The sequence below is a fragment of the Oceanobacillus sp. M60 genome, assembly GCF_053839645.1.
This window is the reverse complement of the sequence record NZ_JBSSNH010000007.1, coordinates 336,207-351,479: the sequence shown is the minus strand read 5'-3', so window position 1 is coordinate 351,479 and position 15,273 is coordinate 336,207. Positions and strand designations below refer to the sequence as shown.

General features: G+C 35.2%; 19 protein-coding genes. 16 read left to right on the top strand and 3 right to left on the bottom strand.

Annotated elements, in window-relative coordinates:
- The first annotated feature begins 31 nt into the window (after positions 1 to 31).
- Complete coding sequence (locus ACW0TQ_RS18495) at positions 32 to 826, top strand: AAC(3) family N-acetyltransferase (RefSeq protein WP_289585227.1); 795 nt, start codon at positions 32 to 34, stop codon at positions 824 to 826.
- A gap of 67 nt (positions 827 to 893) precedes the next feature.
- Here ACW0TQ_RS18495 and ACW0TQ_RS18490 read toward each other — a convergent pair whose 3' ends face one another.
- On the bottom strand, positions 894 to 1,292 hold the full coding sequence (locus ACW0TQ_RS18490) for a hypothetical protein (protein WP_193064558.1): 399 nt from the start codon (positions 1,290 to 1,292) through the stop codon (positions 894 to 896).
- Positions 1,289 to 1,501, bottom strand: coding sequence for a helix-turn-helix transcriptional regulator (locus ACW0TQ_RS18485; protein WP_193064559.1), 213 nt, complete (start codon positions 1,499 to 1,501; stop codon positions 1,289 to 1,291). Before ACW0TQ_RS18485 ends, ACW0TQ_RS18490 begins: the two co-directional genes overlap by 4 nt.
- A gap of 351 nt (positions 1,502 to 1,852) precedes the next feature.
- On the opposite strand from ACW0TQ_RS18485, the gene ACW0TQ_RS18480 reads away from it, so the two are divergent.
- The 6 genes from ACW0TQ_RS18480 (at position 1,853) to ACW0TQ_RS18455 (ending at position 6,359) form a co-directional block, all read left to right on the top strand.
- Positions 1,853 to 1,993 (top strand): FbpB family small basic protein, encoded by a 141-nt coding sequence (locus ACW0TQ_RS18480; protein WP_289585226.1) that lies wholly within the window; start codon positions 1,853 to 1,855, stop codon positions 1,991 to 1,993.
- Positions 1,994 to 2,189: 196 nt separating this feature from the next.
- Positions 2,190 to 3,176, top strand: coding sequence for an alpha/beta fold hydrolase (locus ACW0TQ_RS18475; RefSeq protein WP_455725895.1), 987 nt, complete (start codon positions 2,190 to 2,192; stop codon positions 3,174 to 3,176).
- 159 nt (positions 3,177 to 3,335) lie between these two features.
- Positions 3,336 to 3,689: a hypothetical protein gene (locus ACW0TQ_RS18470; RefSeq protein WP_212929364.1), complete on the top strand. Its 354-nt coding sequence runs from the start codon at positions 3,336 to 3,338 to the stop codon at positions 3,687 to 3,689.
- Positions 3,690 to 3,904: 215 nt separating this feature from the next.
- The gene (locus ACW0TQ_RS18465; protein ID WP_212929365.1) at positions 3,905 to 4,294 is read left to right on the top strand and encodes a hypothetical protein; all 390 of its coding nucleotides are present in this window, start codon (positions 3,905 to 3,907) and stop codon (positions 4,292 to 4,294) included.
- Between the two features lie 382 nt (positions 4,295 to 4,676).
- Entirely contained in the window at positions 4,677 to 4,889 is a 213-nt protein-coding gene (locus ACW0TQ_RS18460) for a hypothetical protein (RefSeq protein ID WP_212929366.1), read from the top strand.
- A gap of 45 nt (positions 4,890 to 4,934) precedes the next feature.
- Entirely contained in the window at positions 4,935 to 6,359 is a 1,425-nt protein-coding gene (locus tag ACW0TQ_RS18455; RefSeq protein ID WP_374705755.1) for an aspartate ammonia-lyase, read from the top strand.
- A gap of 173 nt (positions 6,360 to 6,532) precedes the next feature.
- Here the strand turns inward: ACW0TQ_RS18455 and ACW0TQ_RS18450 are convergent, their stop codons facing one another.
- A complete protein-coding gene (locus ACW0TQ_RS18450) occupies positions 6,533 to 7,066 on the bottom strand; it encodes a 2TM domain-containing protein (protein ID WP_042533524.1) in 534 nt (177 codons plus the stop codon).
- 93 nt (positions 7,067 to 7,159) lie between these two features.
- Between ACW0TQ_RS18450 and ACW0TQ_RS18445 the strand changes: the two genes are divergently transcribed.
- The 9 genes from ACW0TQ_RS18445 to ACW0TQ_RS18405 all read left to right on the top strand — a co-directional run bounded on the left by ACW0TQ_RS18445 (position 7,160) and on the right by ACW0TQ_RS18405 (position 15,252).
- On the top strand, positions 7,160 to 7,756 hold the full coding sequence (locus tag ACW0TQ_RS18445) for a TetR/AcrR family transcriptional regulator (RefSeq protein WP_256706059.1): 597 nt from the start codon (positions 7,160 to 7,162) through the stop codon (positions 7,754 to 7,756).
- A gap of 232 nt (positions 7,757 to 7,988) precedes the next feature.
- A complete protein-coding gene (locus tag ACW0TQ_RS18440) occupies positions 7,989 to 8,843 on the top strand; it encodes an ABC transporter ATP-binding protein (RefSeq protein ID WP_455725894.1) in 855 nt (284 codons plus the stop codon).
- Positions 8,840 to 10,261, top strand: a complete 1,422-nt coding sequence (locus tag ACW0TQ_RS18435) for a fluoroquinolone export ABC transporter permease subunit (RefSeq protein ID WP_455725893.1) — start codon at positions 8,840 to 8,842, stop codon at positions 10,259 to 10,261. Before ACW0TQ_RS18440 ends, ACW0TQ_RS18435 begins: the two co-directional genes overlap by 4 nt.
- 239 nt (positions 10,262 to 10,500) lie before the next feature.
- Positions 10,501 to 11,103 (top strand): TetR/AcrR family transcriptional regulator, encoded by a 603-nt coding sequence (locus ACW0TQ_RS18430; protein WP_256706063.1) that lies wholly within the window; start codon positions 10,501 to 10,503, stop codon positions 11,101 to 11,103.
- Between the two features lie 388 nt (positions 11,104 to 11,491).
- The gene (locus ACW0TQ_RS18425) at positions 11,492 to 12,073 is read left to right on the top strand and encodes a TetR/AcrR family transcriptional regulator (RefSeq protein ID WP_256706064.1); all 582 of its coding nucleotides are present in this window, start codon (positions 11,492 to 11,494) and stop codon (positions 12,071 to 12,073) included.
- A 110-nt stretch (positions 12,074 to 12,183) separates the two neighbouring features.
- The gene (locus ACW0TQ_RS18420; RefSeq protein WP_455725892.1) at positions 12,184 to 12,873 is read left to right on the top strand and encodes a DUF4097 family beta strand repeat-containing protein; all 690 of its coding nucleotides are present in this window, start codon (positions 12,184 to 12,186) and stop codon (positions 12,871 to 12,873) included.
- 236 nt (positions 12,874 to 13,109) lie between these two features.
- Entirely contained in the window at positions 13,110 to 13,454 is a 345-nt protein-coding gene (locus tag ACW0TQ_RS18415) for a GNAT family N-acetyltransferase (protein ID WP_455725891.1), read from the top strand.
- A 274-nt stretch (positions 13,455 to 13,728) separates the two neighbouring features.
- Positions 13,729 to 14,181 carry a GNAT family N-acetyltransferase gene (locus ACW0TQ_RS18410; RefSeq protein ID WP_455725890.1) on the top strand — a complete coding sequence of 151 codons (453 nt, stop codon included), beginning with the start codon at positions 13,729 to 13,731 and terminating at the stop codon, positions 14,179 to 14,181.
- A gap of 987 nt (positions 14,182 to 15,168) precedes the next feature.
- Positions 15,169 to 15,252, top strand: a complete 84-nt coding sequence (locus tag ACW0TQ_RS18405; RefSeq protein ID WP_425313064.1) for a hypothetical protein — start codon at positions 15,169 to 15,171, stop codon at positions 15,250 to 15,252.
- Positions 15,253 to 15,273: the final 21 nt, after the last annotated feature.

The window sequence follows — 15,273 nt, the reverse complement described above, 5'->3', positions numbered from 1 at the left end:
ATTTCTCTCATATACAAAGGAGTTTTTCATTATGAGTCAGGAAGAATTAATCCAACAATCCAATGCACCGCAAACGCGCAGCTCGCTTGCGAATGACTTCAGAAAGCTGGGCTTATATGAAGGTATGACGGTAATCGTCCATTCCTCCATGAGATCATTAGGATGGGTCTGTGGTGGCCCAGTAGCTATTATTCATGCTTTACAGGACGTGATAACTTCAAAAGGGACGATTATCATGCCAGCTCATAGTGGTGACATATCGGATCCAAGAGAGTGGAGTAATCCGGCAATTCCAGAAGAATGGATTCCTGAAGTAATGAAGGAATTACCGCCGTTTGATCCCGATGTAACACCGACCTTTGGAATGGGGACTATACCAGAGGCATTCCGAACATACCCCAATGTTAGGCGCAGTTATCATCCTGCACTCTCTTTTTCTGTATGGGGAAAGAACAGGGGTGAAATCGCAAGTAATCACTCATTAGATAATGGATTGGGAGATAAATCTCCGCTTGCTTATATATATCGTAACAAAGGCTATGTGTTGATGCTTGGAACGGATTATGGAACCAACACCTCCATGCATTATGGAGAACATAAAGCTGCAGGAATAAAAGAAGTTCATAAAATGAGTCCGATTTTAGAAAACGGTCAGAGGGTATGGAAAGAGTATAAAGAGCTCGATTATGATGAGGAAAAGTTCCCCGCAATCGGAGAAAAGTTTGAAAAGGAATTTGCCATTTGGGAAGGCTATGTTGGAGAAGCGCGCTCAAAGCTGATTTATCAGCCTGATTTAGTTGATTTTACAGGAAAAAATATAAAATAAAGAAACAGGATAACATGTAAGAATGATAAAAATGTTATCCTGTTTTTGTTTTTAGAAAAGCTTTCACTTATTTTAAATGGATTACGAGTGACCCAATTCCACTTAACACCAAATACAACATAACTGCTGCCCACAGATAAGTGATTGAAATCACTTCCATTCCCTTTATGGAAAGAATAATGAGACCTATAATGATGATTCCTAAATAAATATGCGGGGAAATAGCATAGAATTTTTTAATGTTATTCAGGGTTCTTTCGTCTATCGAAGGCGTTTTATCTTTTTTCGTTTTAACAATGATTATATTGATGATGATTATAATAAATAATCCGGCAAGCAATCCGAGAAGCCCGGAGAAATCAAATTGACCAGTAAATAAATAGATAATGGTCTTCACGAGCAGCGAAGTAATAAAACCAATGCTCCCAACGACCGTCCAAACCCAAGGTTGTAAATGCTTATTCATGATTTGTCGTCCTCCTTTAAAATGAAAATTTCTTCAATCGGAAGTTCAAAGTACTTAACAATTTTTAGAGCGAGTTCTAAGCTTGGATTGTATTTATTTTTTTCAATTGCCGTCATCGTTTGCCGCGATACTTGTAAATCCTCTGCTAATTTCAATTGCTTAATGCCTCTTTGTTTTCTTATTTCTTTGATGTTGTTTTGTACAGGCATTCGCTCGCCACCTTTATAAAATGTAAATATACCTTTACATAATTTATAACATGAACTTGTAATTATGTAAATATATCTTTACATAAATATAAATGAATTACTTAAAAATTCGTATTAAAGGCCAGGGATATAAATTTTAAACAATATTATTCTCTTAGCGACTGGGTGAGAATTTTTGCATCTATGGTTTCACCAATAACCTGCCTTTTTTTAATGAATAAAAAAACATAATATATTCTATTAACCCTTCTTATAAAAACTATAAAAAATTCAATAAATGTTCAAACAATTTTGATTTATACAAACGATTATAAGTTATAATAAAGGTATAGGAAGAGAGGAGGATATAAATTGAGACCAAAAACATTAAATTTTGAACAGCTTGTCGATTTAAACAGACAAGAATTATTAAACGATGAAAAAAGAATTTCCCAAATTGAAGAGAAGTTAGAGAAGAAACAAGAAGCTTTTTCAGGTTATAAAAAAAGCTGACCACTATAGTAAGGGCCCCTTACTATAGTGGTTTTTTAGTGCCTAAAAAAGGATTACATAGAAATATATTTGCAGTAACTAGGCAGCGATATCCGATAAGCCTCAAGGCCTATCCATAAATATTCCTCAGGTTCATTCTTAAACGTTCGTTGGCACGGTAAGATAGAATTAAAAAGAAAGAAGGCCAAAGGAAATAATGATGAAAACGAAAAGGAAAGTTAGACTTTGGAGGATTTTAAGGAATATATTATTGATTACCGTTGCTGCGTTTGTCATGTGGTTTCTTTTTAATAATATCATGACTGCATTTGGGCAAAAAACGTATCCGCCAATCGGAGAATTTGTTGAAGTGGATGGGAAGGATATGCATATTTATATAAAAGGGGAAGGAGATAATACGATTGTTTTAATGAGTGGACTAGGAACCGCCGCTCCAGCCTTAGATTTTGAACCGTTGTTAAATGAATTAGCAAAGGAAAATAAAGTAGTCGTGGTCGAGGGATTTGGTTATGGCTGGAGTGAATTAACCGAAAAAGAACGAACAGTGGAAAATATTGTTGAAGAATTAAGAACCGCTCTAAAGCAATCGGATATCCATGGTCCATATATATTGATGCCCCATTCCGTTTCAGGAATATACGGCATGTATTTTGCTAATGTGTATCCAGAAGAGGTCAAAGCTGTCATAGGCATCGACCCGACTTTACCAGAGGCGTTAGCGTACTTTGATGAAGCTGCCCCAGCAATGCCTGGATATATGAGCTATTTAGCACCTTCCGGATTGGCAAGGTTAGCAACATATATTAGCTCTGAAGACTTCCTGCCGCTTGCTGCCGACGGTACATATTCTGAAGATAATTTAAAAATGACCAAGGCTATTTCGGCTTGGAAAATAAATAACAAAAATGTTGTTGCCGAAGCCAATGAAATAGCCAATAATATTGAGAAAACGGCAGAGATGACATTTCCGGCGAATATGCCTGTTTTACTCTTTACTCCAAAAGAAGATCAGGAAACCGCGGATGGTAAAAATATGCTGACATTTTATCAAACACAGGTAACGGATACCTCTGCCAGTAAAATTGTTACCTTGGAGGGGCATCATTATCTGCATTGGACGCGTTATAAGGAAATAAGTGAAGAAGTTCGTGCATTTATTGGTTTAATTTCTGATGAAAAATAGAACATGGAGTTATAGCACCTATAAATATAGATATTTTTATCAAAGTGAAACATATCCAGTTGTAATCAGATTAATAGACGGTACATAGCTTCCATAAATTAAATTAGTTATTTCATTCTATAATAAAAAATGATATATTTTCCTGGAAAGGAAGATTTGATGAAAAAAAGAAGTATTTTCATATTTTTAGGTCTTATCATTGCCTATTATGTTCTTACAAATTACATTTTATATACTACTTCTTCTTTTGGCAGCTTTGAAGTAGTTGATAAACAAAAATCAGATGATAAATTTGAGTTGAAAGTTGAATTAATAGATGAAGGAAAGGAACAACTAATTGAAATTAATGACAAAACACAACTTATTTATAATAAAGAGAATCATAATTTCACGGAAGATGTTTGGGAAAATATTAATACCAACACAAAATATCATATGGGCATAGAGAAATTTCGATTTCCTACATCCTTTTTTATTGGAGAATACCGTTTAAATCTGATGTACTTAGATTAGAGAAATGGAACTTCTTATAACGAAAAGTTTGAAGGGCGGGAAATAAAACTAGATGTTATACCACAATATGGTGTTGCAGATTAACATAGAGATAACTACTAATTGGGGATGGTAATAATTCTGCAAATACAGAAGAAGATGGATCGGAAAATGAGGATAGTGAACCTTCTGCAAATACGGAAGGAGAAGCATCTGATAATGAAGCAGACAGCATATTGGATGGTTATTCCGCGGAAGAAATAGAATATGCTCGTATATGGCTGCAGCTTAGTGAATTGGAAGAACCTTCAAATGAAAATGTATATGTGCGGCATATTTCTGCAGGTGAACCATTGAATGAAGTTGATGAGGAAAGTGCTGGATATCCTGAGGATGTTACTGTATTAGATGGTGGCAGGCAGCCTGGTGTTATAACTTACAGCAGTAATGAGAATGGAACAATTAATGTATATAATATTCCTCCACGATGGGGAAATAATGCGGGGGAGGAAGCATTGCAGAACACATATAAAAAAATTTTGGAAGAAGTAGAACTAGTAGAGGTGGATACAGGCAATCCGGAAGATGTCAAAAAAGTAATTGATGCGTATCTGATTACGGAATAGGCGATTGTAATTATAAGAAGTAATGGTATTGTGGCGTTGCGTTAACATTCCAAATTTTTCATAGATATATGAGGTAAGGTGAAGGCGTAATTAGAGTACGCACGTATACCCAATGGATGAGCAGCTATCCATTGGGTTGTTGCTATTATATTTAATATAATTATTCGGATGAATTATCGTGATAGAGTAATAGAGTTGAGTGTTAAAATACTAGTTTATAATAATGAAAACGTTCACATATCGGGCAACAAGAAAAAGATAAACTGTTACGGGAAACTGCCTATAACGATTTATCTTTTAATCACAAATTTAATATCACTTTTAAAAAAGCTCACAGATTTTTTGATGCTATTTTAATTGTTATATGAAAGGCCACAGATAATTGACGGAAACAAAAAATAAAGAGATTGTTTCATTTCTCACTTTAGAAAATAAAATAGTCTATCCCTTTGCTGTTCCAGATACGCTTTCTTTTTCAGACCAGGAAGAACTATTAACAATTATAGATAAAGCAGCAAATGATACAAATATTATTAGAGAAGCAGGGAACGAACAGGAAAATAGAGATTGGGTAGGAATTATTCCCTTTTGGTAGTATAATGAACGTGATAGATTAGTATTTATACAGGAAGTGTATATGATGAATAAAACAGGATTTAGAACTGAAAAAGATTCTTTAGGACAAAAAACGATTTCTCAGGATGCTTATTATGGCGTTCAAACGGTACGTGCTCTTGAGAACTTTCCCATCACGGAAATCCCAGTTCATAAAGAGCTGATTCTCGCGCTCGCCGAGGTGAAAAAGGCAGCGGCACTGGCCAATATGCATACTGGAATGCTGCCAGAATCTATTGGGGGAGCAATTGTAAGCGCTGCCGAAGAAGTGATGGAAGGAAAACTATTGGATCAGTTTGTCGTGGATTCCATTCAGGGAGGAGCAGGCACCTCCATTAATATGAACATGAATGAGGTGCTGGCCAACCGTGCTTTGGAAATATTGGGAAAAGAAAAAGGCGACTATAATTTCTGTTCGCCTAATACCCATGTCAACATGTCCCAGTCCACCAATGATACGATACCAACGGCATTAAAAATAGCTTCCTATCGCATGGCTCAGGAATTGATAGCGACCTTGAAGCGATTGGAAAAAGAACTGGTGAAGAAAGAAGCAGAATTTCAGAATGTGCTAAAAATGGGACGAACTCACCTTCAGGATGCTGTACCAATCCTGTTAGGTCAGGAATTCAGCGCTTATTCGGAAGTGGTTAGCAGGGATATTAATAGAATTACGCAGGCAGCAGAGGCAATGCTGACGGTCAATATTGGTGCAACAGCTGTTGGGACAGGACTTAATGCCAAACCCGAGTACATGGAAAAGGCGGTAACACAACTATCTAAACAGCTTGGTGTAAAGCTTCATTCAGCGAAAAATTTAGTGGATGGCACACAAAATACAGATGCTTATACGGCACTTTCAGCGGCATTGAAAGTGTTGGCAATGAATATGTCCAAAATTTGTAATGATTTGCGTTTGATGGTATCCGGACCAATGACAGGCTTTCAGGAAATCATTCTTCCTGCAAAGCAGCCGGGTTCTTCCATTATGCCTGGGAAAGTAAATCCGGTCATGATTGAAGTGGTCAACCAGGTTGCTTTTCAAGTTGCAGGCAATGACCAGTCGATTTGTATGGCATCTGAAGCCGGGCAATTTGAATTAAACGTGATGGGGCCTGTTATTATTTTTAATTTGCTGCAGTCTCTTAAAATAATGGACAATGGCTTAGATGTGTTTACAAGCTATGCAGTAAGCGGTATAGAAGCAAATGTAGAGAGATGCCGTGAGTATGTGGAAGAGAGTTATGGCATTATCACCGCATTGAATCCACATTTAGGATATGAAACAGCTGCCAAGGTAGTTAAGCAGGCAATTGAAACAGGGCTGACTATCAAAGAAATCTGCAAGGCGCACGACCTTTTATCAGAGAAGGAACTGGATACGATTCTGGATCCAAAAGAGATGACAACACCTGGAATTGCCGGGAATGAGTTTCTGATGAAAAAATGAATATCAAAAAGGTAACTGATTTCTTGCTTAAAGAACGCAGTTACCTTTTGATTATCACTTCCTTCCAAAAGAAGCGCTCCTCACTAAATAACTAGTTAGGATTATACCGGTGAGAGTAGTTCACTGTGAAGACCTATCCTTCTAATCGAAAAGCCAATTTCCCCAATTTCACACTATACTTTTTGTTTTTTAGGGAAAAGTGTATAGCTGAAACTTATTACAAAATCGATGATTACAATAAGAGACCAGAGCAGCATAATACGCATTAATGATTCAGTCTGAGCATAATTGTTAATATAGAGAGTGATGATTATTAATATCCCGCCGCCGATGAACAAGGAGAGCAAATGCCGGTACCATCCTTCACGTTCTTTTCTGGCATGCGCTTTCCCGTACTTTATTTTTACCGGCTTATCACCGTTTCCGAATCGATAATTAAAATGGCCGTCTGCCCATTGAATCATCCGGTGGCCAAAGGCTATACTTACACCAATATAAACCGCGGCTATTCCATGTATCGTAGTAGCAACAGCGCCATTTTTTAAATCAATGACCGTTACAATAAGCAATATGAGATCTACAACAGGCGTACAAATCAACAGGAAGGTACCTAGTTTCTTCTTTTTCCATACATATCTGGAACATAATCCAGCTAAAACAAACACCCAAAATCCAATTTCACAAGCTATAATCAGCCAACCAATCAAATGAAACACATCCTTTTTATTAATTTAGTACAACTGTATTAAATTAATAATAGCATGATTGTTTATTTAATACAAGTGTGCTAAAATAAAAATATGCCAAAAAAAGTAGATCATCAAAAACGTAAAATTCAAATTGCAGAAACGACATGGAAAGTTATTGTAGAAGAGGGGATTGAACATGCAACCGTCAGAAAAATAGCGCAAGCTTCAGGTTTATCAGTTGGTGCTGTCAGACATTATTTTGCAACGCAGTCGGAATTGCTGCACTTTTCCATGGAGCTTGTATCTGATCGGGTTATTCAAAGAGCGAAAGCAAGGAAATTTTCAAAAGACAGGGATCCGTTAGAGCTTGTGACAGAGGGTGTAAGTGAAGTACTGCCTGTCGATGAAGAACGAAAAATAGAAATGGAGGTATGGTTAGCTTTTTCAGCAAAAGTTCTGGTCGATAAAACACTTCGGGAGCTAAGTGATAAAGTCTATGGTGACATGCATGAAGGATTTAAAAATGTTGTTCACGCATTGCAATTATTAGATATAGCAAAAGATGGACTTGACCTAGAGATGGAGGTTAACAGGCTTCATGCTATCGTCGATGGGATGGCGATGCATCACTTATTAAATCCAGAGCAGTTTACACATGAAGAAATGATGGAGACTTTAAAGTATCATCTTCATTCTCTTTTAAAGTAGTCTAAAGGCATCTAGCAGAAAGAAAAGTTACTCAACTTTTCTTTCTGCTAGATTAGTTGTGTACTATTTTTATACTCTTAATTACTTTACAGATAAACGTATACGAAATATTCAGGTTTACATAATAATTAATATAATGTATTCTTGTGAATATAAAATAAAAAAATTCATAAAATCAATAAAATGATTTTTTATAACAAACATCCTGCTCTTTTGAGAAAGGAAGGAAGGCATGATCCATGTAAACCAGTTATATTTTACTTACCCGGCAAACAAGGATGAAACCATTAAAGGAATGTGTTTTAAAATAGAAGAAGGGGAAGTATTTGGTTTTCTAGGTCCCTCAGGTGCAGGGAAAAGTACGGCGCAAAAAATATTAATTGGAATTCTTAAGGGGTATTCAGGAAGTGTAAAGGTGATGGGAAAAGAAATTAGGAATGTTAGAAAGGATTACTACGAGAAAATTGGCGTGTCATTTGAATTACCGAATTTATACAATAAATTTACTGCAATAGAAAATTTGAAATTTTTTAGTTCTTTCTACACCGGAGCAAAAGAGGACCCGAAACGGCTGTTAGAAATGGTTGGGCTGGAACAGGATGCCCAAACAAGAGTCTCCAATTATTCAAAGGGCATGAAAATGAGGTTGAACTTCGTGCGTTCCCTATTGAATAAACCAGAACTGATCTTCCTCGATGAACCTACATCAGGACTTGATCCAGTCAATATGGAAAAGATAAAAGATATTATATTAAAGAAAAAAGCGGAAGGAAAAACTATTTTTTTAACTACCCATAATATGAATGTTGCTGAAGAAATTTGTGATCGGGTTGCTTTTGTCGTGGACGGTCAAATTAATATCATTGACTCTCCTCGTGATTTGAAATTGCGGTATGGTCAGAAAAAACTGCAGGTGGAATACAGAGAAAATAATCAAATGAAGTCATCTATTTTTTCGATGGAAGGACTGGGAGATAATACAGATTTCTTAAATATGATCAAGTTCAAAGATATTGAAAGAATGCACACACAAGAGGCCAAACTGCAGGATATATTCATCAAAGTGACAGGGAGGACAATTACATGAGACTTTTATCTGCTTTGAAGTTTGATATGCTTTCTCTCTATCGGTATCGTATCGTTCATGCTTATCTCCTACTCACCATTTTTTATATTTTCTTACTTCATATGATGCCAGAATCAGGATCTGCTACAGCAAGTATTTTAGTAATATTTACAGACCCTGTTGTCCTTGGATTCTATTTTATAGGAGGAATCATTCTCTTAGAAAAGTCCCAAAATACGTTTGATAGTCTATTTGTAACTCCCTTTCGTATGGAAGAGTATATCATAAGCAAAGTGGGTTCACTGACTTTGCTAACCGTGGTAGTCTGTCTTAGTATTATCATTTTAACGACTGGATTTAAAATAAATATAGGCACCATTTTATTGGGAGCATTTTTAAGCGCTATCTTTTTTACACTTTTCGGATTGACGTTGGCGGTTCGAGCGAAAACACTTAATATGTACTTTATGATTTCTTCTCTCTATTCCATTATATTTTTTCTGCCTATATTAGATTATCTAAACATTTTTCATACATGGCTGTTTTATTTCATCCCTTCCTATGCAACACTTATTTTGATAGAAGGTGGAATGTTAGATATATCGGTTTGGGAGATGATATATGCTGTAGGTATGCTTGTTATTTGGATTGGGATCGCGTATATTTTTGCGAAGCATTCTTTTTATAAATCAATCATCTTACATATTGGAAGTAAAATGAGAACGTTTATCGCTTTTTTTGTGGGAGATATAAAAAATATCACACGTGATTCCATGTTGTTTGGGGCTATGTTAGCACCTGTTGCTTTAGCGTTATTCGTTAAATATTCTATTTCTTCCTTTTCAGAAGACCTTCAGGCAATGTACGCGTTTTCTATAGAACAGCATTTCCCTTTTATCATGAGTTTTGTCATCTTATTACCGCCATTTATGCTTGGAGTCATGGCAGGTTTAATGATTTTAGAAGAAATAGACGATCATATTTTGTCTTATATCGCTGTCACACCGGTGTCAAAGTCTAGCTATTTGTTATATCGGTTATTAGTTCCTATGGTAACCAGTATCATTTTAACAATTTTTGTTATGATATATACAGGTCTTGTTAATTTCACGATGAGCCTATTGCCTGTAGTTCTCCAGGCAGCACTGCTTACGCCGATAATCGCATTGTTTCTGGCAAGCTTTGCAAATAATAAAGTGGAAGGACTGGCTATTGGAAAAGCAGTAGGAATCATTGTAGTTATTCCTGCTCTAACATACTTTGTGGAGTCAAATTGGCTGTTTTTGTTCGGTGTGTTTCCAACATTTTGGATTTCGGAAGCATTCATGAAAAATAATGAAATCGCATTGCTTCATAATATTTACGTATGGATTGGCTTTTGTGTGCAGGGAATATATTTATATGTGTTATTTAAAAAATTTAACCGCAAAGCTACTTAATCCTGCAGTAAAATTGAACTGGATTTTAAAAACAGTAGTGTAGAGAGAAGTGTAGTTATGGAAAAGCTATCCCATTCAAAACTGTTTGATAATATTATCCGATATTTATTGTAAAATAAATAATGCACGATAGATTTGTTTTGTGATATGGATATGCGGTATATTGATTTCTTTCCTGGGATTGGTAGTTTATATTAAAGAAAAAGGTAAGCATGATGTGTATAAAGGAGCGGGGAATCTTGGCGGGAAAATTTAACGAGCAAGAAAAAGAATATATTCGCAGCAAGTTGTTAGAACATGGAAGGCAGCTATTTGGAGATCTAGGCTTAAAAAAGACAAGTATTAGTGATTTAACGAGGCAGGTTAATATCGCACAAGGAAGCTTTTATCTTTTTTATGAATCGAAAGAAGAACTATATTTTGAAATCCTGGAACAGGAAGAAGAATATATTCGCGAGGAATTGCTTCATAAGATACTGCTGAAAGAAAAGGTAACAAGGGAAACCTTCCGTCATTTCTTACAGCAAGCTTTACAATTCTTAGACGAAAGTCCAATTATCAAACAACTGTTTGATAAATCAACGATGGAACAGCTGCTACGCAAACTGCCTTATAAAAAATTAGAAAGTAATCATCAAGGGGATATCGATTTTTTAGTTCCCTATATTGAAAAATGGCAAGCAGATGGGGTTATGAAACAATTAGAACCAGATATTATTGTTAGTATGATTCGTTCTTTGGTTATTTTATCTTTGCAAAAGGAAATGATTGGTGAGAGGAATTATAAAGCGACGATGAATCAATTTATTACAATGATTGCAGAGGACTTAGTTAATGATTAATATTAAATCTCCACTTCTATGAAGGTTATGAATAAATCCAAAACAAGCAATGAAAAGCCTGGAAGTTAATCCAGGTTTTTTAGTATTTTGGAAAATATAGTTACTGCTCAATTAAAAAAGAACAAAAATATAATCATAAGTTTCGAAATTAATTGACAAATAGAGATGTAGGCTATACAATCCATTTTAAAGAAGTATTTTATACGATTGTTTCTCCTGAGTAAGTGAAGCTGGAGCATTTAAAAAAGAGAATAGGAAGCCGAAAGAAAAACTTTGTTTCGATTTTTACGAAAGCAAAGTTAATTTTATACATCTATATGACTGTAAATGCGAAATTGGTCATATAGATATAAGTTGATGAATTATAGAAAGAAAGGGCGTATCAAGGATGGCTAGAGGTTTTTCACAAGAAGAAAAAGAAAAAATCAAAGCAAATTTGTATATGGAATGTGAAAAAAGCTGGGTGAGTAATGGATATAGAAAAACGAATATTGATCAGCTTTGCAGTAAAGTTGGTATTTCTAAAGGTGCATTTTATCTTTTCTTTGATAGTAAAGAAGATCTTTTTGCTGATGTCATGGACAAAGTACAGGATAGGATGATTACGCACATGAATAAAGCGATAGCAAAATTTCCTGATAAAAAAGGATTTATAGAAGGATTTAAACTGTTGTATCAGGAATACGATCAAGGAAATTGGATTAGAACATTATCCGGAGATGATTTTCAGTCATTATTAAATCGCTTGCCTGAGGATCGGCTGATGATTCACAACGCTCAATACACAATGGATAAATTAGGTGAAATCATAGAAAAAAATAATTTAATTTGTAAGGAGCCGTTACCTAAGATAATTGGCATATTATCCACTTTGTTAGCAATCTCTGCGCAAAAGGAGGCGATTGCTTATGATGAGGAGGAAGTGTTGGACTTTTTATTGGAGCATATCATCGACGGTTTATTTGAATAAATGTAAAGAGACACAGAATAAACAAGGAATTCGTTGATTTATGCATATAGAAGCTGAAACGAACTAAAAAGGATAAAGCTTATTTTCAATTAAGGGAGGAATTAGAAAAGATGAAGCGGACATTTGATTTATCCAAGGTGGACCAATTGTCAATATTTTTTGAGAGAGGACAGGGAACAATCGAGCATATTTCAGGCAATAGTATGAAGATTGAATATTATTTTACGAAGGAGGAGCATGCCAAGTCATTTGTTTTTACGGAGGATGTAAAGGAAGGACGGTGTATCCTTCAATTAAAAAGAGCAAATTCTTTGAAGCCTTTTCAATTCTTTAATGGCGTTTATTTTCATATCAGACTTCCGGAAGCTTATGCAGGAAAAGTAGAAATCAAAACAATAACCGGCTCCATCACGGCGCAGGATCTTGCTGTTCCAACGATTTCCTTTAAAACGGAAACGGGAAGTATAGCGATTCAATCTTTAGCTGGTCAGGATATATCGGTTAAAACAACTACTGGGCATATTTCATTGGATAATCTGGAGAGTGAAGGAGAAAACAGTCGCAGTCATATTTCAAGTACTACTGGAAAGGTTACTGTTAATCATAATCGACTATTTCATGTGGAAAATATTAAAACGACAACAGGTAATATTAAATTAGCAATCAACCCCGATCTAACGGATTATTATATCCGCTATAAAACGCGTAAGAAAATCAGCGGAGATAACACAGAAATTGCAGGCAATCCGAAAAATAAGATAACTGTCAAAACTATCACTGGAAATATTACGAGAGTTTAAAAGGGAGATAGATAGAGACAAGTATGTAACAGATTAGCACATTAAATAGAGGAAGTGATTATGGTGCGGAAACAGAGCGCTTTAGCAGAAATCTATCAAAACTGTGTATAGACACAGTCTGAAGCAGGTATCTGACAAAGATTTTTATAAGAGGCTGTAACTGTACTGGATTATTGCATAAACATGTTTGAAATCTAAAAAGGTATAACTGAGAATAATAGAGTAGGTGCTGCTGAATGTTAAAGAATTTTCAAATCAAAATAATGGACCAGAAAGAAGCAATGGAAGTTGCTGACTGTTGGAAATATGATGAGCCGTATGATTTTTATGATATGACTGCTGACCCGGAGGACTATGAAGAAATCATTGATGCCCATCAAAGAACCGATACATTCTATTCCGTGTTAGATAATAAACAGTTAATTGGTTACTTCTGTCTGTTTCCCAAAGATTCCGCTATGAATGAGATTGAACTTGGGCTTGGTATGAAACCGGGAATAACCGGAAAAGGATTTGGGGAACAATTTGTTAAGGAAATATTATCGTACATCGAAAAGCATTTCTCCTTCCAGGTTATATAGCTGTCAGTAGCTGACTTTAATCAAAGAGCAATCAAAGTATATGAACGAGCCGGTTTTAAATATGTTACTGAAAAAATACAAAAAACGAATGGGGGAGAATACCTTTTTATAGTAATGAATAATTTGAAATAAGAGTTATAAATATTGGAAGTGAAGTCATATTGTTCTTTTTTATTACACGGGTGCATGAAAAACATAGTATAGATGAACTGGATTTATATGTAATACAGAAAACGAAAGAAAAATAGAAGAGCATAGGAAGGGATGAAAGTAAATGCACATTAGACCGTATCATGAAAAAGATAAAGAAAGCATAATCAGTTTATCAACTCGCTTTAATGATATCCCATTTATGGACTATAGAAATCGAGAAATTATGGAACAAAAACAATTAGAGCTAGCGAAAAATTCTATCGAGTCCAGTGAATCAGATATTTTTGTGGTTGAACACGATGGAGATTTCTTAGGATACATAGAATTGATTGAAGACAAAGACTATTTTACAAATAATGCTGTAGCGTATATTTCTGCAATTGCAGTAACCAGCTTAGGGGAGGGAAAAGGAGTAGGGAAAATGCTCATGGAAAAAGCAGAAGAGTGGTGTTTAGATAAACAATGTACCCAGCTTATGTTAGATGTGTTCAGGGCAAATGACAATGCGATTAATTTTTATAAGCACTTAGGATATGAAGAAGAAATTGTGAAAATGGTTAAAACGCCCAAATGAAGTTATGAAGGTAAAGTTACCATTGTTATAAGTTAAAATACATGTATTCCTGACAACCTTTAAAAATCGGTAGTAAATTAGAGCAGTTAGAAACTTCCACTATCGGCATTACAGGGGCAGAAGATGATGTTGAGATCATTACGGAATAATCGAGGTTTTTTGAAAAACTGCCTCCTGTTATTTGGTGAATTCAAGTAACAGGAGGTAGTTTCGTTATAAGGGAGTGTAAACTAAACTGCGTAGTAAGAGCCGTACGCTCTCTTACTTACACAGTTTAGTTTACACTCCCTAGAAATCCACAAAAAATATCAAAATGTAGAACACCTTGCTATAATTGATCCATTACCGAAGTTAGACTTTGATTTTAAATATGCTGGTTTTTTTGTTTTTTGTTATAAATTCCTTCTTCCAGCTTATTCTGACGCACCAAGATATCGTAATAATTCCTATCATCAATGCGCGAATACATTAAGTAAAATTGCTGATGGCTTTATAAGCGGTTACGCAGGTAATGATGAAAGGCTTACTGAGCGAATAATGAATGAGTATATTTTATGGGTTTTATTAGAGGTTTATGAACATTTTGAAGTCTTGAATGAAGAAAATGTAAGTTATAAGACTTTACAACAAATGGGAAATAAAGAAATCATAAAGAATAGGCTATCCTTATGTTTAAAACAATTAGAATATTTATGTTTAGATTGACAGCAGGCTGACAGATAAATTTGAAGAGGTAATCAGCTTCTATGCAGGGGGGAAGCTTAACCAAGTATAGAAGCGTCCGAAGAGAAAAGAGGATTTAAAGGCGTTATTTTCAGGCTGTCTCATATAGACTACTACTTAGAATTTATCACACATTAAGATGGCAGCTCTTGCCCAGCACATACAAAAGATAATCTAATGTTTTTATATAGAAAGTAAGGATGAAATGATGCATGTTGGTCATAGACCGATAAAGAAAGAATATGTAAAAAGTAGAGCCGGAAAATGAATACTGGAAAGAAAAAGGCTGTCGCTGTAGAAGATCCAGATGGATGGAGAGTGGTTTTTATGAACCATTCTTATATTTAATAAGGACAGGATGGTAGTTAA